Origin of the sequence: Stappia sp. P2PMeth1, assembly GCF_900185735.1 — a bacterium.
In the GTDB taxonomy this organism is placed as follows: Bacteria; Pseudomonadota; Alphaproteobacteria; order Rhizobiales; family Stappiaceae; genus Stappia.
Map to the genome: position 1 here is coordinate 15908 of NZ_FYAW01000016.1, position 16586 is coordinate 32493.

22 protein-coding genes are annotated in these 16586 nt (G+C 65.6%); 20 read left to right on the top strand and 2 right to left on the bottom strand.

Annotated features, from left to right (window positions below):
* Positions 1–45: 45 nt before the first annotated feature.
* From P2PM1_RS08515 to P2PM1_RS08560, 10 genes are all read left to right on the top strand, one after another.
* Positions 46–522 carry a hypothetical protein gene (locus P2PM1_RS08515; protein ID WP_012092595.1) on the top strand — a complete coding sequence of 159 codons (477 nt, stop codon included), beginning with the start codon at positions 46–48 and terminating at the stop codon, positions 520–522.
* A 71-nt stretch (positions 523–593) separates the two neighbouring features.
* Positions 594–860: a DUF6117 family protein gene (locus tag P2PM1_RS08520; RefSeq protein ID WP_012092596.1), complete on the top strand. Its 267-nt coding sequence runs from the start codon at positions 594–596 to the stop codon at positions 858–860.
* Positions 857–1153, top strand: a complete 297-nt coding sequence (locus P2PM1_RS08525) for a hypothetical protein (protein WP_012092597.1) — start codon at positions 857–859, stop codon at positions 1151–1153. Before P2PM1_RS08520 ends, P2PM1_RS08525 begins: the two co-directional genes overlap by 4 nt.
* A gap of 424 nt (positions 1154–1577) precedes the next feature.
* Positions 1578–1742 carry a hypothetical protein gene (locus P2PM1_RS08530; RefSeq protein WP_166507195.1) on the top strand — a complete coding sequence of 55 codons (165 nt, stop codon included), beginning with the start codon at positions 1578–1580 and terminating at the stop codon, positions 1740–1742.
* A gap of 210 nt (positions 1743–1952) precedes the next feature.
* Positions 1953–2441 (top strand): DUF6878 family protein, encoded by a 489-nt coding sequence (locus tag P2PM1_RS08535; protein WP_012092608.1) that lies wholly within the window; start codon positions 1953–1955, stop codon positions 2439–2441.
* Between the two features lie 10 nt (positions 2442–2451).
* A complete protein-coding gene (locus tag P2PM1_RS08540; protein ID WP_012092609.1) occupies positions 2452–2832 on the top strand; it encodes a hypothetical protein in 381 nt (126 codons plus the stop codon).
* A gap of 39 nt (positions 2833–2871) precedes the next feature.
* Positions 2872–3240, top strand: a complete 369-nt coding sequence (locus tag P2PM1_RS08545) for a thermonuclease family protein (protein WP_012092610.1) — start codon at positions 2872–2874, stop codon at positions 3238–3240.
* 131 nt (positions 3241–3371) lie between these two features.
* A complete protein-coding gene (locus tag P2PM1_RS08550; RefSeq protein WP_039194755.1) occupies positions 3372–3929 on the top strand; it encodes a hypothetical protein in 558 nt (185 codons plus the stop codon).
* Positions 3930–3995: 66 nt separating this feature from the next.
* Positions 3996–4412, top strand: a complete 417-nt coding sequence (locus P2PM1_RS08555) for a hypothetical protein (protein ID WP_186398808.1) — start codon at positions 3996–3998, stop codon at positions 4410–4412.
* Positions 4405–5049 (top strand): antitoxin, encoded by a 645-nt coding sequence (locus P2PM1_RS08560; protein WP_039194756.1) that lies wholly within the window; start codon positions 4405–4407, stop codon positions 5047–5049. The genes P2PM1_RS08555 and P2PM1_RS08560 overlap by 8 nt, the downstream gene beginning before the upstream one ends.
* Positions 5050–5066: 17 nt before the next feature.
* On the opposite strand, the gene P2PM1_RS08565 is transcribed toward P2PM1_RS08560, so the two are convergent.
* Together P2PM1_RS08565 and P2PM1_RS08570 are read right to left on the bottom strand one after the other, a co-directional pair.
* Positions 5067–5450 carry a type II toxin-antitoxin system VapC family toxin gene (locus tag P2PM1_RS08565; protein WP_012092614.1) on the bottom strand — a complete coding sequence of 128 codons (384 nt, stop codon included), beginning with the start codon at positions 5448–5450 and terminating at the stop codon, positions 5067–5069.
* Positions 5447–5704: a type II toxin-antitoxin system Phd/YefM family antitoxin gene (locus tag P2PM1_RS08570; protein WP_028034381.1), complete on the bottom strand. Its 258-nt coding sequence runs from the start codon at positions 5702–5704 to the stop codon at positions 5447–5449. The genes P2PM1_RS08565 and P2PM1_RS08570 overlap by 4 nt, the downstream gene beginning before the upstream one ends.
* Before the next feature lie 161 nt (positions 5705–5865).
* On the opposite strand from P2PM1_RS08570, the gene P2PM1_RS08575 reads away from it, so the two are divergent.
* The 10 genes from P2PM1_RS08575 to P2PM1_RS08615 all read left to right on the top strand — a co-directional run bounded on the left by P2PM1_RS08575 (position 5866) and on the right by P2PM1_RS08615 (position 16541).
* Positions 5866–6288 (top strand): antirestriction protein, encoded by a 423-nt coding sequence (locus P2PM1_RS08575; protein ID WP_012092616.1) that lies wholly within the window; start codon positions 5866–5868, stop codon positions 6286–6288.
* A gap of 158 nt (positions 6289–6446) precedes the next feature.
* Positions 6447–10802, top strand: a complete 4356-nt coding sequence (locus P2PM1_RS08580) for a strawberry notch-like NTP hydrolase domain-containing protein (protein WP_039194760.1) — start codon at positions 6447–6449, stop codon at positions 10800–10802.
* Positions 10802–11845, top strand: coding sequence for a toprim domain-containing protein (locus tag P2PM1_RS08585; protein ID WP_039194763.1), 1044 nt, complete (start codon positions 10802–10804; stop codon positions 11843–11845). Before P2PM1_RS08580 ends, P2PM1_RS08585 begins: the two co-directional genes overlap by 1 nt.
* A gap of 338 nt (positions 11846–12183) precedes the next feature.
* Entirely contained in the window at positions 12184–13119 is a 936-nt protein-coding gene (locus P2PM1_RS08590; protein WP_012092619.1) for a DUF2493 domain-containing protein, read from the top strand.
* Between the two features lie 160 nt (positions 13120–13279).
* Entirely contained in the window at positions 13280–13696 is a 417-nt protein-coding gene (locus tag P2PM1_RS08595) for a hypothetical protein (protein WP_039194765.1), read from the top strand.
* 703 nt (positions 13697–14399) lie between these two features.
* Complete coding sequence (locus P2PM1_RS08600; protein WP_012092621.1) at positions 14400–14801, top strand: single-stranded DNA-binding protein; 402 nt, start codon at positions 14400–14402, stop codon at positions 14799–14801.
* Between the two features lie 232 nt (positions 14802–15033).
* Positions 15034–15285: a helix-turn-helix transcriptional regulator gene (locus P2PM1_RS08605; RefSeq protein ID WP_012092622.1), complete on the top strand. Its 252-nt coding sequence runs from the start codon at positions 15034–15036 to the stop codon at positions 15283–15285.
* A 96-nt stretch (positions 15286–15381) separates the two neighbouring features.
* Entirely contained in the window at positions 15382–15657 is a 276-nt protein-coding gene (locus P2PM1_RS08610) for a DNA -binding domain-containing protein (RefSeq protein WP_039194909.1), read from the top strand.
* 112 nt (positions 15658–15769) lie between these two features.
* A complete protein-coding gene (locus tag P2PM1_RS25410; protein ID WP_073469400.1) occupies positions 15770–16078 on the top strand; it encodes a transcriptional regulator domain-containing protein in 309 nt (102 codons plus the stop codon).
* Positions 16032–16541: a DUF2285 domain-containing protein gene (locus P2PM1_RS08615; protein ID WP_197057540.1), complete on the top strand. Its 510-nt coding sequence runs from the start codon at positions 16032–16034 to the stop codon at positions 16539–16541. The genes P2PM1_RS25410 and P2PM1_RS08615 overlap by 47 nt, the downstream gene beginning before the upstream one ends.
* Positions 16542–16586: the final 45 nt, after the last annotated feature.

The window sequence follows — 16586 nt, forward strand, 5'->3', positions numbered from 1 at the left end:
AGGCCCGGCATCTCGCCGGGCCGCTTTCGTTTCAGGAGCAAGATCATGTCCGCTTCCCTCATTTTCGACATTGCGCCTCTCGGCTCGCTCGTGGCCTATAGCGACGGCCAGCCGAAACCGCCCGCACGTTTCACCAAGAAGCTCGCCGCGTGGAAATCCCGCAACGGGGCCGGTCGCCTCGTGCGCAAGGAACCGGGCCGCGAGCGCCCGACCTACACGACGCCGCCGTCCTTCACCCTGCATGAGGGTGATTTCGGCGAAGGCGGCATCATCCTCATCACCATCATGCGCAGCTACGGCATCGACAGCGATCTGAGCTTCCGGGTTGTCGAACGCCCGAAGATCGGTCAGGTCCGTGTTGTGCAGGATGTCGGAGAGAACGTCGAATTGCTGCACCTCGCGGAGAACCACGAGGCGGCCGAACTCTGGCTAGCCAGGAACGGCTACAGCCGCGCGCGCCTCGAGGAGATCACCGCCGACGAGGCAGGCGCCGATGCCGTCGAGGGTCGAGCTGCCGCGTGACCATCGCCGATCCCGTTCATCCGGCCCGCTTGTCCCGTGACGGCGGGCCTTCTTCGTTTCAGGAGAACACAATGGCCATTCCCGATCCCGTTCGAACGAACTTCGACACTCTGCTTCGTGCTGCCGATGACGGCAATCTCGCCCTTATGGAATGCCTCGACGCCGCGACCCGTGAGACACGCTATGTCCTGTGCGCGGTCGGCCGCGACGGGGGTGATTACGTCTTCACGCCGTTCGGCCATCTCGCAAGCGGCAACCCCTATGACGCCTATCTGCCGCCGGATCCCGACGATCCTGCCGGCTTTGTCGAGAAGGCCGAAGATGGGGGCGCATCATGATGACGGTCGATGAAATCTTCGCCGATGACCGCCGCAATCCGCCATCGGAGCGCTCGCTTCCCTGGGAGGAAACCCGCAACGGCGTCACCGTCATCGTGGAACCGAAACCGCATTGGGCCGAGGACATGCGCGCCTTCCGGCTCGATGCCCGCGAATACTGCCGCTATGCCGACTGGACGGCCCATGGCGCCCGGACGCGCTTTTTCGGTCATATCGACACCTCCGGCGACGATGTGATGATGAAGGCCCGCGCCATGATCGCCCGCGAAATCGCCGATGGGTTCTGGGACTGACCGGCCCTGAAAGCCGAACCTTGCACACGGGGCTATCGGGTATCGCTGCACAAGCAGCGATGGATCGAGTTCGAGCTTCACCATTGCGCCAACTCCTTGGTGTTGTGGGGGCAACGGGTTCCGTCCCCGGCCTGAAACACACCCTGAATATCCGCCGGCAACGAGGCTGGCGCAGCAAAGCATCTGCGACGGGTTTCCGGCACCGGCTCGACGCAAAGCACCATCCCCCGCTTCCATTCGCTAACCTTGGTCCGACCGTCTCTTTGCATTCAACCCCGGTGGGGTCGGCTTACGCGCGCGTGCCGCCCTCGGGGATTCGGAAAGAATCCGAACGCCCGAGGGTGATTGCAGATCCGGTCAGACACTTCGGGCGCCTGTCGCGCGGGGGATGGTCCCCCGCCTCCAAAGACAGGAGCCGGAACCCATGTCCTACGCAGATGCCACCGCTTTCGCCGCCAGCCTCGCCACCACGCTGATGGTCGTGATCGTCGTGTTCCAGGCCGGGGACGGCACCCACGGCGCCATGCCCGCCGACGAGTTCGACGGCGACGAAGAGATGGTGAAGCTCGAACTCGATCCCTTCGGCTGAGGCGCGAAAGCGCCTCCGCCCGACGGCCCGGCCCGCGTCAGGCGCAGCCGGGCCTTGTGCCATGCGCAGGCTGCGCATCGCCAGCGGCGGTGCCGAGGCCTCGCCTCGGCTCTGGAAAGGGAGAGTTGGGCCGGGATCGGGGCGAGCCTGGCGGAAGGAGAGGAGAGCGCCGCCGGGCCATATCATCCCGCTCTCCTGGAGGATCATCCAATGACCGATACCGACAAACCAGCCACGCCGGAATTCGACATGGCCGCCAGCGTCGCGCGCTTCTTCGCCGAGCGCGATGAGCGCAACCGTCGCGCTGAAGCGGTCCGTCCCGACAACAAGACGGCGCTGTTCGATGCGCTGGCCGCCGCAGGCATCACTCTCGTGACCGTCACCTTCGACGGTTCTGGCGACAGCGGCCAGATCGAGGACATCACCGCGCAATCGGACGACCGGACCGTGGACCTGCCGCAGGGCGAGATCACCATTGCCACGGTGGCATGGGGAACCGACAAGGTGACCGCAATCTCAATGGGCGTTGAGGCGGCCATCGAACAGCTCGCCTATGACTTCCTCTCGGAAACCCATGGCGGCTGGGAGAACAATGATGGCGCCTATGGCGAGTTCAGCTTCGATGTGGCGGCGCGCACCATCACGCTCGACTACAACGAGCGCTACACCGCCACCGAATTCTACAGTCACGAGTTCTGAGGGGGCGGAAATGGCACATCCCTATCATCATGCGCTCTCGTCGGTGAAGAAATGGGGCGGCACGGTCGAGGATTACTTGCCCATCCATAGCTGGTTCGATGCCAGCAAGGAGATCCTGGCCGATTTTCGTCATCGCGCGCTTCGCCACCATGCCGAGGGCATCTTCATGGCCGAGACCATTTTCGGGGCGACGATCACCCTGTCCACCGGCAGGGTGATCCCGGCCCGATGGGTCGGGGAGCAGCATGTCCGCGAGGATCTGGGCCGTATCCCGTCCTTCGCCGATTGGGCGCGGGCAATCCACCCGGCGCCTTGGATGGGGCGGACGCAGCGGATCGAGGCGGAGGTCGATCCGCATTGCGTCAATGGCCGACTTCAGGAAGAAGTCTGAGCAGTCGCGTCAGCCTCCCCCTTATGAAAGCCTCTTGCCATGCTCAGCCATATCGTCATCTCCGTCCTGCTCTGCACGGCTTCCTGCGAACCGGCGGAAATCCGCGTCTGGGACGGTGACTCGATCCGGCTGGGTATGGGACAGCAGTCCGAAGCTGTTCGGATATTCAACATCGACGCTCCCGAAATGGAGGGCCGCTGCATCCATGAAACCGACCTTGCCCGGCAAGCGAAGATCAGGCTGGCGGAAATCCTGCAAGGTCGGCGGGTCGAAATCCTGCGTCAGGGGACCGACCGCTATGGCCGGACCCTGGCGGCGATACGCGTCGAAGGCCGCGATGTCGGCGATATTCTCGTCGATGAAGGGCTGGCGAGAACCTGGGCCGGGCGGCGTGAGCCCTGGTGCTGATCGCCGGATCGTCCCGCCGAGGTGCGGGACGATCCACCGTCGGGACGGGAGAGTAAGAGTGCGGGCCGGTTGGCCGTGACGGATTGTGAGGCGGGAGAGGGGCTTCCGCCGTCCGTCGCGGAGCATTCCCCATGAGCCTTTCCCACCACACCACTTTCGCCTCGATCGGCGAAATTGTCGCGCGACAGATCCTGCCCCGGCTGCGTCATGCCCAGAAGCTGCCGCTGCGCATCTCCTGCATCGGTATCGCCAGCGATGACGAAAGCGATGACGTCGGCGGCTTCGACCGCACGCTCGTCATCGGCCAGTGCCAATCCCCCGAAGAGGCGCTGATCATCGCCAGCCAGCGCGTTGCGCGCGGTGATTTCCGCGTTGGACAGGGCGATGCGCTGCGCTTTCGCCCCCGCGTCATGGTCATTCAGGACAACGAACTGGGCCTTGTCCTTGCCGGTGAGGTCCGGGCCGGGATCGTGCTCTGGCAGCATCCGGTCGCCTCCGACGCCGAGGCTCGCCGCACCGTCACGGAGGCCAGCCGTCTGCGGGGCATGGCCTTCACGGCATCCGGGCGCGGCGATGCGGTATCGGCTCGTGATCTCCGCCACCGCGCCAGCCTGCTCGAGGCGCGGCTGGTCGATCCCTTCTGGCGCGAGACGACTGCCGATCTGCTGCGGCTGCCACAAGCTGCCTGACCTGTCGCCCCTTTCCATCCACTAGGCCCGGCCCCGCGCCGGGCCTTCTCGTTTCAGGAGCCTGACATGGCCGACTACTTCACCCATTTCTCCTGCCTGCTCGACGTGGGCAGCCCCGAGAACGCCGCCCGCGCGCTTGATCTCTACAACGCGCTGGCGCGCGAAAACGCCGCCGAAGATCCGCCCTCGGACGGCTTCATGCTTTCGATCCAGCCCGAACATGGCGGCACCCAGCTCTGGATGCGCGATGACGGCACCGGCGATCCCGAGCATGTCATCCAGTTCGTCAAACGCTGTGCCGCCGCGTTCGGCCTGACCGGGCTATGGGGGATGCAATACGCCAATACCTGCTCACGTCCGAGAATCGACGGGTTCGGGGGCGGCGCGCATGTCCTCGACCTCGCCACCGGCGAGACGGTGGACTGGATCTACACCGACGGTTGGCTTTCCACCGTTCTGGACAGGGGCGACCCCAATGCCTGACGTCATCGAAACCACGGTCTATCGGCTCGACGAGCTTTCCGAAGCCGCGAAAGACAATGCCCGCGCCTGGTATCGCGAGGGCGGCTTCGACTACGATTGGTACGATGCCGTCTATGAGGATTTCCGGCGGATCGCGGACATCCTCGGCATCCGCATCAAGACCCGCACCGTCCGCCTCATGGGCGGCGGCGTGCGACAAGAGCCTTGCATCTGGTTTACGGGCTTCTGGTCGCAGGGCGATGGCGCCGCGTTCGAAGGCCACTATTCCTATCGCAAAGGCACGGCGGCGGAAATCCGTACCTATGCGCCGAAGGATGTGGAGCTGCACCGCATCGCGGATGCCCTGCACCAGGCGCAACGCCGCAACTTCTACCAGTTGACCGCCGAGGCGACCCATCGGGGGCGATACTATCACGAATACTGCATGGCGATCTCGGTCACCCGCGACAGCCCGACCTGGCAGGACATGACCGCCGATGCCGAGGAGACCGTCATGGAGGCATTGCGCGATCTCGCCCGTTGGCTTTATCGCCAGCTTGAGCGCGAATACGACTACCTGACTTCGGATGAGGCGGTCGATGAGGCCATCGTTGCCAACGAATACAGCTTCACAGTTGATGGAAAGCGCTTCGGCTGAAACCCTTCTGCGCTGCCTCACAGAACCGACAGCAGGTCCGTCCGTGAGAAGTCGTCGCCGACGAAGAGCAACGGGCAGCCGCGTTCGCTGGCGACCTCATAGGCGAAGCAATCCCCGTAGTTGAGTCCGGCGGGATGAACGCCCTTGCCCCAGCGGGCATAGGCTTCGGCGATCCTGCGTGCCGAGGCTTCAGTGACGGAGACCACCTCGAACCCAAGGCCCTCGACCAGGGCGGCGATCTCTTCACCGACATTGCGCCGCCCGGCGACGATCAGCGCCTCGGCCACTGTTCCGGCCGAGATCAGCAGGCCGTCTGCCGCCTCGATCGCCACCATGCAGGTCTCGGCCTGCGGCTCGTCCAGCACGATGGCCATCAGCGCCGAGGTATCGACGGCGATCATGCCGGCATCCCGTCATCCCCGTAGAGGAAATCCTGGCTGCGCGCGGCAGCCGCGCCGGGCAATGCCTTGCCCCGCGCCGTGGCCCGGACCCGCTCCATCAGCGCGCGCCGGCCTTTCGGGGTCGCCACCACGGCAACCGGCACGAGGCGGGCGACCTCGTGGCCCCGCCGCGTCAGGATCACCTCGTCGCCGGCTTCGGCCCGCTTCACCAGTTCGGTGAGCTGCCCCTTCGCCTCGGTGACAGAAACCCTCATCGCATATCACTCCAGATGTTCTCCGCTATTCTGCACAAGATGGTCCAGATAATGGTCCACTTCAAGCCCCCAGAGCGAAAGGACGGCCGGGAACAGGTGCCCCCGGACGGGTTGAGAGAGGGTCGTCCGGCAGGTGCCCCTTTCCCTCTCGGAGACCGATCATGGCTTTGCCCGAACTTGCTTCCCAATCCGCAATCCGCGTCCCCGACGAGCGCCGCATGGACTTCCTGCCGCGCCTTTTTGGCCGGCGCCTGCTCATCATCGGCGAGCATACCGTCTTTCGCTTCATGGAGATACTCAGCCCCGGCGATTACGGCGGCGGGCTCTGGGATTTCTACGAACGCGCCGGCCAGCCGCTCTATCTCGCGCCGACCTCAAAGCCCCGTTGCCGCCTGTTCTGCGAAGGCAACGGCTTCGAGGGCGAGGTCTCAAGCGATGCCGCCGGGATCATCGCCACGCTCTTCGCCTTCTCGCATCTTTCCTTCCGCTACGATGACGACGAACTCGCCGAGGGCTATGGTCGCCTCTACGAGCATGCCGCCGATCACGCGGAGGCGGCGGCGATTTTCCAGGCCATCGACTGAAACCCACAAGCGCCCAGCCTGACGGTCGGGCGCTTGTTTCATGCCTGCTTTCGCCACGGCTTCAGAGCGAGAGATGGGCCGGAAGGGGTTTGAGCCGGTGCGGTCGAGAGAGAGCGCTGCCCGGCTTGATCCTGACTTGCTCTCCCGAGGAATCCCCGATGAACATGATTTCCGCATCCGCGGCGGCATCCGCCACCGCGCCGCTTCCGTTCGACCATGACGCTGAGACCGCGGCCTGCGTTTTCACCGCTGCCGGTCTGCTGCTGCCGCATCTGGAACGCGGTCAGCGTGTCGACGCCGCCACGCTGCGCGGCGCCATGGAGGCCGCCTTCGGCACGTCCGATGCCACCGGCGCTTGGGACTGGAAGACCGCCTATGATGCCTGCGAGGCGGCGACCGTCCTCTTCCTGCGCAAATACGGCAATGCACTTTTCCGCAAAGCCGGGTCTCCGTCGGCAATCCTGCCGCAGCTTACGAAAATTGCCGGGCTCCTGCCGACCCACACCCGGCGTTCCGAGGAAGCGCAGACCTTCCAGCAGTTCTCCACCCCGATCCCTCTCGGCTTCGCTGCGGTGACGGCGGCGGCGATCACGCACGCCGACCGCGTGCTGGAGCCCTCGGCCGGCACCGGGCTCCTCGCCATCCTGGCCGAGATCGCCGGCGGTGCGCTGCTCGTCAACGAACTGGCCGAGGTCCGCGCCGGCCTGCTTTCCTCCCTCTTTCCGGCCCTGTCCGTCACCCGCTTCGACGCCGCCCAGATCGACGATCATCTCGATCCCGGCCTGATCCCGACAGTGGTGCTGATGAACCCGCCGTTCTCGGTCATGGCCCATGTCGAGGGCCGCGTGGCTGATGCCGCCTTCCGCCATGTCGCCTCGACGCTGGCGCGCCTTGCGCCCGGCGGGCGGCTCGTCACCATCACCGGCGCGAGCTTCGCCCCCGACAATCCGGCCTGGACGGCTAACTGGAAACGGCTGCAGGAGCGCGGCCGCGTGGTCTTCTCGGCCGTCATCGATGGATCGGTCTATGCCAAGCACGGCACCACCATCGACACGCGGCTGACCGTCATCGACAAGCTGCCCGCCGAAGACCCGGCGGTGTTCCCGGCAGCGCCCGGTGTGGCGTCGGATGTTGCCACCCTGATGGGCTGGCTGGCGGAGCAGCTTCCGGCCAGGCTTCCCGTCGATCCCGGCCTGGCCGTGCCGGTGGCACGACCGACCGCGCCGCGCACCGTGCGCGGCTATGTCAACCGCGCCGCGCGATCCGCGCCCGACGCGCCCCTTGCGGAACCGGAGGCCGTGCCGGTCGCCTACGAGATCGTGGATTGGGAACCGGCCGAGGGCGGCCGCCTCTCCGACGCGATCTACGAGGAATACGGTCTTCAGACCATCCGCATCGCCGGGGCGCAGGCGCATCCGACCCAGCTCGTGCAGTCGGCCTCGATGGCGAGCATCGCGCCGCCGAAGCCGAGCTATCGTCCGGTGCTGCCCAAAGACATTCTCGGCAGGCTGTCCGAGGCGCAGTTGGAGACGGTGATCTATGCCGGCGAGGCCCATATGGGATTCCTCGCCGGGGCTTGGACGGTGGACGACACGCTCGACAATCTTGCTGCCACGCCGGAGGACGCCAAGGGCGCCGTCCGCTTCCGCCAAGGGTTCATGGTCGGCGATGGCACCGGCGTCGGCAAGGGCCGGGAATCCGCAGCGATCATCCTCGACAACTGGATGCAGGGGCGGCGCAAGGCGGTCTGGATCTCGAAGTCCGACAAGCTGCTGGAGGATGCGCAGCGCGACTGGTCGGCGCTTGGCATGGAGCGGCTGCTGGTCACGCCGCTGTCGCGATTCCCGCAAGGCGCAAAGATCACCCTGAACGAAGGCATCCTATTTCTAACCTATGCCACGCTGCGCTCCGACGACCGCGGAGAAAGGATTTCCAGGGTCAGGCAGATCGTCGAATGGTTGGGTTCCGACTTCGATGGAGTGGTGATTTTCGACGAGGCGCACGCAATGGCCAATGCCGCAGGAGGCAAGGGAGAACGCGGCGATGTCGCCGCCAGCCAGCAGGGCCGTGCCGGGCTGCGCCTCCAGCACGCCCTGCCGCAGGCCCGCGTGGTCTATGTCTCGGCCACCGGCGCCACCACCGTCCACAATCTCGCCTATGCGCAGCGGCTCGGTCTCTGGGGCGGCGAGGATTTCCCATTCTCGACCAGGGCGGAGTTCGTCGAGGCGATCGAGGCCGGCGGCGTCGCGGCGATGGAGGTGCTGGCGCGCGACCTGCGGGCGCTTGGCCTCTACACCGCCCGCTCGCTGTCCTTCAAAGGCGTGGAATACGAGTTGCTCGACCACGAACTGACCCCTGAACAGGTCCGCATCTACGACAGCTATGCCGATGCCTTCGCCATCATCCATAACAATCTCGATGCGGCGATGCAGGCCGCCAACATCACCGGCGGCGAGGGCGGGTCCGGCACGCTGAACCGGCAGGCCAAGTCCGCCGCCCGCTCGGCCTTTGAGAGCGCCAAGCAGAGGTTCTTCGGGCACCTGTTGACGTCGATGAAAACCCCGACGCTGATCCGGTCCATCACGGCCGATCTGGAAGCGGGACATTCTTCCGTCATCCAGATCGTCTCGACCGGCGAGGCGCTGATGGAACGGCGGCTGGCAGAGATCCCCACCGAGGAATGGGGCGATCTGAAAATGGACCTGTCGCCGCGCGAGTATGTCCTAGACTACCTCGCTCATTCCTTCCCGGTGCAGCTTTATGAGCCGTTCACGGATTCGGAGGGCAACCTGTCGTCGCGCCCGGTCTATCGTGATGGCCAGCTGGTCGAGAGCCGCGAGGCCGCGGCCCGGCGCGACGAGATGATCGCCAACCTCGCCAGCTTGCCGCCGGTTCCCGGCGCGCTCGACCAGATCATCCAGCATTTCGGCACCGACACGGTGGCGGAGGTCACGGGCCGCTCGCGTCGTATCGTCCGCAAGCGCGGCGGCGGCGTTACCATCGACCGGCTCGTCGTGGAAAGTCGCGCCGGTTCGGCCAACCTGGCCGAGACGCAAGCCTTCATGGACGATCAGAAGCGGGTGCTGGTGTTCTCCGATGCCGGCGGCACCGGGCGCAGCTATCACGCCGAACTGTCAGCGAAGAACACCCGGCTGCGCGTCCATTACCTGCTCGAAGCCGGCTGGAAGGCGGACGCCGCCATCCAGGGCCTTGGCCGGACGCATCGCACCAATCAGGCGCAGCCGCCGCTGTTCCGGCCGATCTCGACCAATGTGAAAGCCGAGAAGCGCTTCCTCAGCACGATTGCCCGCCGCCTCGACACTTTGGGCGCGATCACGCGCGGCCAGCGCCAGACCGGCGGCCAGGGCCTGTTCCGGCCCGAGGACAATCTGGAAAGTCCCTACGCCCGCGACGCGCTGCGCCAGCTCTATCTCCTGCTGGTGCGCGGCAAGGTCGAGGGATGTTCGCTCGAACGCTTCGAATCCGCCACCGGGTTGAAACTGATGGACGCGAACGGCATCAAGGACGAGCTGCCCGCCATCACGACTTTCTTGAACCGGCTGCTGGCGCTGACCGTCGAGCTTCAGGGCGTTCTCTTCAGCGCTTTCGAGCAGCTTCTGACCGCGCGGATCGAGGGCGCCATCGCGTCCGGCATCTATGACGCTGGGCTGGAGACGCTGCGCGCCGAGAGCTTCACCGTCACCGACCGTCAGGTGATCTACACCCATCCCCGCACCGGGGCCGAGACCAGCCTGCTGACGATCACCGAACGCAAGCGCAACCGGCCCGTCATGCTCGATGCCGCCCTAGCGGAACTCGACGATCCGCGCGCGAAGCTCCTGATCAACGGGCGCTCAGGCCGCGCGGCGGTGCAAATCCCCACCACCAGCGTCATGCTGGACGATGGCGAGATCGAGCGCCGCGTCAGGCTGATCCGGCCGATGGAAGCACACAATATCCCCATCAGGATGATGGGCGAGACCCATTGGGTCGAGGCCGACCGGGACGCATTCGCTGCGGCCTGGAATGCGGAACTTGCGGAGGTGCCGGAGTTCGCAGACAGCACCCTGCATATGGTGACGGGCTTGCTGCTGCCGATCTGGAAACGGCTGCCGAACGAGTCCACCCGCGTCTATCGCCTCCAGTCTGACGCGGGCGAGCGCATCATCGGCCGCAAGGTCTCCCCGGCCTGGGCCGCGAACGCGACCACGACCGGCATCGCGAAGGTCACGCCGAAGGATGCTTTCGCGGCGCTGATGGAAGGCCGGACGATCCTCGATCTCTCCGAGGGCCTCCAGCTTCGCCGGGTCCGCGTCATGGGGGTGAACCGCATCGAGCTTTCCGGCTTCACCGACACCATGCGCCAGCGTCTCACGGCATACGGCCTCTTCCACGAGATCATCTCCTGGAAGCTGCGCATGTTCGTGCCAGTCGATGCCAGCGGACCCGCCGTGCTGGCCAAGCTCTTCGACCGCTGGCCGGTCGAGCGCATCGGTGAACGGGAGGCAGCCTGATGCCGCGTCACGACGCCTCCGAACTGGCGACCCGTCTCGGCCGAGAGGCCGAGGCGGTCTGCCGCCACTATCTCTCGTCCGGCCACCGCGCCGGGCGATATTGGCTGGTCGGCGATGTGCAGAACACTCCTGGCCGCTCGATGTTCGTGCGCCTGACCGGCCCGGGTTCCGGCAAGGGCGCGGCGGGGAAATGGACCGACATGGCCACCGGGGAGCATGGCGATCTGCTCGACGTCATCCGCGAGGCGCTTGGCCTTGTCGACTTCAAGGAAGTGGCCGAGGAAGCGCGCCGTTTCCTTGCCCTCCCGCATCCTGAACCGGAGAAGACGAGGACGCCGACCGGCAGCACATCCAGCAGCGTGCCCGGTTCGCCTGAAGCGTCGCGCCGCCTCTTCGCCATGGCGCAGCCGATCCACGGCACCCTTGCGGCGATCTACCTCAACGGGCGGGCGATCACCTCCCTCTCGGACACCACCGCGCTGCGCTACCATCCGAGGTGCTACTATAGACCCGACGAGTCTTCACCCACCGAGATCCGGCCGGCACTCGTTGCCGCCGTCACCGATCTTGCGGGCCAGCAGACCGGCGCGCATCGCACCTGGCTCGCCCCGGACGGTTCCGGCAAGGCGGCTGTCGAAACACCGCGGCGGGCGATGGGCGTCCTTCTCGGGCACGCTGTCCGCTTCGGAACCGCCGCTGAGGTTCTCGCCGCCGGCGAGGGCATCGAGACCGTGCTGTCGCCCCGTCAGGTTCTGCCCCGCATGCCGATGCTGGCGGCGCTTTCGGCCGCTCACCTCGCTGCCATCCTGTTCCCGCCGTCGCTGCGCCGGCTCTATGTCGTCAGGGATCGCGACCCGGCCGGGGACGGTGCAAGAGACGGCCTGGCCGCCAGAGCAGAGAGCCTCGGGATCGAGGCGATGTCGCTCACGCCGCTCAACGGCGATTTCAACGATGATCTGCGACGCCACGGCGCCGATGCCCTCCGGGCGCGTCTGAAGGATCAGCTTCATCCTGAAGACGTCCGCCGGTTCATGGAGAGGTGAGGTCGTGATCGGTCCCGGAGGCGCGGCCCAGCGTCATCCTCTGCCGGTTTCAGTCTTTCGCCATCGGCAGGTGCATCCATCGTCGGAGAGTCCCGCGCCCACGGCCTTCGGAGAGGGCGATCGGCGCACAAACGGGCCGGGCAGGCAATGGCCGGGTTTGGACTATTTTCCGCCGGCGGGGACGAACCCCGCCTTTGCATCGCGAAAGTCAAAATAGCCCACCCCCGGCCATCAAGGCCCTCGCGGAGCGGGCGAGGGCTGCCAACCCGTCCCGCCCGTGCGCTTCGACGCCTGCGAAGGCCGCGATGGGCGCGGTCTCCAGACGAAGGACGCTCCCGATGACGAACGAAACCTATTCCGCAGGCGACGAGCCGGTCCACACCTCCTCCCAGACCGATCACACCCTCACCGAACTCCAGCTCTACGGCTGGCGCCCGTTCCAGGACGAACCCGATCCGAGGCCGCTGCCCGAGGGCAACACCGTCGCCGCCGCCGTCACCGACATCTTCGACGCCCTCGTCGCGACGCTCGGCGACACCCGCTTAGAGCCCGACCTCGAAGAGCTGCTCTGGGGGACCGTCAATCTCTTCCACCGCGCCACCGGCCGGGTGGAGCGCGATCTCGACGACAACGAGCAGGCGCAGCGCCGGCTTCAGCGGGAACAGGACGGCAGCGAGGTCAAGTCGGTCGAACTCGAACGCCTCACGGCCGAGGGGCAGACCCTGATCGAACGGCGCGCCAGCATGGAACTCTTCCGCGACCTCGCGGCCGAGGCTTTCGAGCACCACACCGGCAGTGCCTGGCGGCCGCGCAGCGGCTCGATGGTCAACCATCGCAACCTGACCGCCGCGATGATCGACAGCCGCGACTTCCTTGCCGCGAAGCGCCGGGCCGAGACCGAGGTGATGCTGCCCGCCGGCCCGAAGGTTGCCGTGACTGGCGGCGCGGACTTCAACGATCACCGCCTGATCTGGGCGAAGCTCGATCAGGTCCATGCCAAGCACCCCGAGATGGTGCTGCTGCACGGCGGGTCGCCGAAGGGAGCCGAACTGATCGCTTCCCGTTGGGCAGATCACCGCAAGGTGCCCCAGGTCGCCTTCCGGCCCGACTGGACCAAGCACGCCAAGGCGGCGCCGTTCAAGCGAAACGATGCCATGCTGGACGTGCTGCCGGTCGGCGTCCTCGTCTTCCCCGGCACCGGGATTCAGGAGAATCTCGCCGACAAGGCCCGCAAGCTCGGCATCCCGGTCATGAAGTTCGACGGCGGCGCGTAAGCGCCGCCGCCTGGCGGCTTTCGGCCGCCGATACTTGACAAGATGCAAGGCCGCGCCTTTGATGGAACATCCTTGCAGAACCGGCGAAGCAGCATAGTCGCAGGCGGAGCGCATCTCCCGGCAGCCTGTCGTGATCCCCAACCGTTCTCTGGAGGTTTCCATGACGCTGATCCTGCTCGCCATCTCGCTCACCATCGCGGCCTGCGTGATCGCCTGGAATCTCGCGATCTATGCCTTGCCCGTCATGGCAGCCATCACGGCCGCGCAATATGCCTGGGGCGCGGGCGCCGGGGTCGTGATGTCCGGCCTCATGGCCATCGGCGCCGCCGTGCTCTCGATCGCGCTTGTGATCGTGACTCTTGGCTTCGCGAAGAACCCGGCCCTGCGGCTCATTGCGCTCGCTCTCTTCGCCGTGCCCGCCGTCATCGCCGGCTATGCCCTTGTCTATGGCATCACCAAGAACGCCATCGACTCGGGGCTGGTTCTCAACCTGTTCGGCGGCATGGGCGGTCTCGTCATCGGCATCTCGGCCATCGTCAATCTGAACGCCCTCGGCGAGTCGGTGTTCTCGCGCTGAAACGGCAGACGCGATCAGCCACTTCTGAGGAAGGCCGGCAGCTTGCGCCGCCGAGCCCCGGTCGTTTCGCCCAAGACGGAAAAGCAGTTCGTCGCAGCATGTCACCATCGCACCCGGTCTGCTTCTCGCGGCGCTTGAAATGGTCTGCGGTGCGAACCGTGGTCCCGTGCGGTCGATGCCCCGCTGCATCGGTCCACGTCGTTTCGTGGGGCCTTCGCGAACACCTTCCTTGTCCCTTCACGATGCTGAGGGACCGAGCCTTTGGCCGATGAAGCAGGGCGGCGCCATACCGGACCTGAGAACCCGATAGCCTGTCCGATCACATCGCGGATGACATGGCCTTCCGGCGGCGGACACGACGGTGACCGGCAAAGACGGTTGAAGGAGTGCCATGCCGGTGGTCTCGGTTCGCATGGGGGCCTGCCTGGTCGCTGTCGCCAGCAAGGACGATGGTTCTGCTGTGCGTCCCCGATCTGCTTTCGAAAGCACCATCCCTCCGCCTGACTGATCCCCTAAGTCCGTTCGGCTTCCACCAGCAACCCCCGCGGCTCCCAGCCGTGTTGCCGCGCAAACGCGGCTGCCCGCCCCACCTGGGGCCTTGGGGGCAAGCTGCAGCAAGGGCGGCAGTTGCAGGAGTCTTCCGACGGCCTTGGCCGGGTCTCGTCGGAGGGACGGTCCCTCCGAGGAGCAACGGAGACCTACAATGCAGAACATCGTCATCCTCGCCGGCAACATCGGCCAGGCCCCCGAAACCCGCACCACCCAGGGCGGCACCGGCATCACCCACTTCACCCTGGCCACCTCGCGCCCCCGCTATTCGGAAGGCCGCGTCCTGCGCGACGAGAACGGCTATCGGGTCCAGGACACCGAATGGCACCGCATCACCTGCTTCAACGGCCTCGGCAAGACGGTCCAGCAGCATTGCGACAAGGGCATGAAGGTTCTGGTTCGCGGCCGCATCCACTACACGAAATGGACCGATGCCGCCGGGGTCGATCGCTACGGCTGCGAGATCATCGCCGAGACGGTCGATTTCCTGAGCCGGGCGAAGCAGACCCAGAACGACGACGGCAAGTTCATCGACGACGATGACATTCCGTTCTGATCGGGAACCCGAGGCCCGGCGGCGCAAGCCGCCGGGTTTCCCTCCTGCTTCACCGGATCGCGCCCGCCGCTTCTGGCAAGGTCCAGCGACCGAATCAGACGGGCATGGACGGGAGCGTCGTCTCTCTATCCTTGATAATTGCACCTGAATTTCGGCTGGTGCTCACAGCGAGAACGACTATTATAGCCGTAGTTCTGGAGTGCGTGCGTATCCCGGTGGGAGGTGATCATGTATGATCACCGCTCGCCAATCTCGGGCTGCGCGCGCGTTACTGGGATGGACACAGGAGACGCTCGCCGACAAGGCCCAGGTCGCATTGACCGCACTCAAACGCCTCGAATCCCAAAGCGGGCTCGAGGTGTTCGAGTCCACCCGCGACCAGGTGCGCCGCGCTCTCGAAGCGGCCGGGATCGTTTTCTTGTCGACGGATAAGGGCGAGGGCGTGTTGCTGCAACACGATACGGTCAACACCGACAAACGGTGAAACAGCGGCCAGCGTGATGTCAGGTTCTCGTCAAAAGGAATGGCTGTCTTCCGCCGAAGATGGTTAACAAATACGTTACCCAAACGTGAGCGAATGATGGGACGCCCGACACAGACTTTCCTCGACAAGCCACCGTCCAGCCAGACGCTGACGTCCTATGATCGCGAGCATATGAAACTCTACATGCGCCTGCTCGATGCCGAGCGTGATGGCGCCGATTGGCGCGAAGCTGTGCAGGTTCTCTTTGGCCTCGATCCCGAACATGACCCCGAGCATTGCCGGTCCATCCATGACGCTCACCTCGCCCGCGCGCACTGGATGACCGAACACGGCTACCGCGAGCTGGTCCGCGAAAGCCAGCGCAATTCCTGACGCGTGATGCGTGCCGCGCATCACCTGTTGACCATCGCCTGACTTCCTCAATTCAACGCGTGCGGGAATCCTGACCCTTCTCAATTCGTTTGAGTAGACCCGGGAGGCCGCGATGACCCCTGACGCATCGACTTGGCGTTCGTCGGCGCAATACGACCATCTGGATGAACTGACGGCATCCGATCTGGCCTGGGAATGGCTGCGCCGCAATGACGATTATGACGCAGATTTTGAAGCCTCAATTGCCGACCATGGAGACCCCCAACCGCTGACCGAACGGATCCGGCAGCGATGGGGGTTGCGATTTCCCTGTCGATCCGTTGGTCCCGCCACCCGATGCGCCGGTCTTTTGGCTCCCGGCGGAGGACACAAGTGTGGTGGTGCTGACCGGGGTCCCTTCGGAACTTGGCGACAGCGCTGACGTCACTCCGCAGAACTGGCGCATCGACTACGCGGTCGAGAATGCAGGTGCGGAGTTTCACTTTCCGCTCGGCAACGGGCAGAAGCTCCAGATTTTCGACGGTGCCATCAAGGGGGACGCGATCGCGGTCGCCATCGTCCCTCTCAGCCTCGCCGGTTTCGACCGGATCGAGGCCATTCAACGCTTCCTTTCGGCCCTGCATGGTCGCGCGATCCCGCCGGATACGCGCCTGACACGCCAGCAACGCGCACGCCTCCGACGGATGCTGCGGGCCTTCGATGGCCATCGGGCCGGCGTCACGCAGCAGGAGATCGCGCGGGTTCTTCTGAACACCGGCCGGCTTGAGCGGGACGAATGGCAGGCGTCCTCGGCCCGTCATGCCATCAAGGCACTCCTGCGCGACGCCCGTTCCATGGTCGCCGGCGGTTATCGGAAACTCCTTCGTCATCGCCGCCCACGATAACGCGATCCTTTGCCCTGATGGTGGGCGATTTCGATACCCCCCAAC

Bases quoted from the DNA above. Each gene is read 5' to 3' on its own strand.
- P2PM1_RS08550 (WP_039194755.1), top strand. From the start codon at position 3,372: ATGAGCCTTTCCCACCACACCACTTTCGCCTCGATCGGCGAAATTGTC.
- P2PM1_RS08565 (WP_012092614.1), bottom strand. From the start codon at position 5,450: ATGATCGCCGTCGATACCTCGGCGCTGATGGCCATCGTGCTGGACGAG.
- P2PM1_RS08515 (WP_012092595.1), top strand. From the start codon at position 46: ATGTCCGCTTCCCTCATTTTCGACATTGCGCCTCTCGGCTCGCTCGTG.
- P2PM1_RS25410 (WP_073469400.1), top strand. From the start codon at position 15,770: ATGACCCCTGACGCATCGACTTGGCGTTCGTCGGCGCAATACGACCAT.
- P2PM1_RS08585 (WP_039194763.1), top strand. From the start codon at position 10,802: ATGCCGCGTCACGACGCCTCCGAACTGGCGACCCGTCTCGGCCGAGAG.
- P2PM1_RS08560 (WP_039194756.1), top strand. From the start codon at position 4,405: ATGCCTGACGTCATCGAAACCACGGTCTATCGGCTCGACGAGCTTTCC.
- P2PM1_RS08530 (WP_166507195.1), top strand. From the start codon at position 1,578: ATGTCCTACGCAGATGCCACCGCTTTCGCCGCCAGCCTCGCCACCACG.
- P2PM1_RS08590 (WP_012092619.1), top strand. From the start codon at position 12,184: ATGACGAACGAAACCTATTCCGCAGGCGACGAGCCGGTCCACACCTCC.
- P2PM1_RS08580 (WP_039194760.1), top strand. From the start codon at position 6,447: ATGAACATGATTTCCGCATCCGCGGCGGCATCCGCCACCGCGCCGCTT.
- P2PM1_RS08595 (WP_039194765.1), top strand. From the start codon at position 13,280: ATGACGCTGATCCTGCTCGCCATCTCGCTCACCATCGCGGCCTGCGTG.
- P2PM1_RS08575 (WP_012092616.1), top strand. From the start codon at position 5,866: ATGGCTTTGCCCGAACTTGCTTCCCAATCCGCAATCCGCGTCCCCGAC.
- P2PM1_RS08605 (WP_012092622.1), top strand. From the start codon at position 15,034: ATGATCACCGCTCGCCAATCTCGGGCTGCGCGCGCGTTACTGGGATGG.
- P2PM1_RS08555 (WP_186398808.1), top strand. From the start codon at position 3,996: ATGGCCGACTACTTCACCCATTTCTCCTGCCTGCTCGACGTGGGCAGC.
- P2PM1_RS08545 (WP_012092610.1), top strand. From the start codon at position 2,872: ATGCTCAGCCATATCGTCATCTCCGTCCTGCTCTGCACGGCTTCCTGC.
- P2PM1_RS08540 (WP_012092609.1), top strand. From the start codon at position 2,452: ATGGCACATCCCTATCATCATGCGCTCTCGTCGGTGAAGAAATGGGGC.
- P2PM1_RS08535 (WP_012092608.1), top strand. From the start codon at position 1,953: ATGACCGATACCGACAAACCAGCCACGCCGGAATTCGACATGGCCGCC.
- P2PM1_RS08570 (WP_028034381.1), bottom strand. From the start codon at position 5,704: ATGAGGGTTTCTGTCACCGAGGCGAAGGGGCAGCTCACCGAACTGGTG.
- P2PM1_RS08520 (WP_012092596.1), top strand. From the start codon at position 594: ATGGCCATTCCCGATCCCGTTCGAACGAACTTCGACACTCTGCTTCGT.
- P2PM1_RS08600 (WP_012092621.1), top strand. From the start codon at position 14,400: ATGCAGAACATCGTCATCCTCGCCGGCAACATCGGCCAGGCCCCCGAA.
- P2PM1_RS08610 (WP_039194909.1), top strand. From the start codon at position 15,382: ATGGGACGCCCGACACAGACTTTCCTCGACAAGCCACCGTCCAGCCAG.
- P2PM1_RS08525 (WP_012092597.1), top strand. From the start codon at position 857: ATGATGACGGTCGATGAAATCTTCGCCGATGACCGCCGCAATCCGCCA.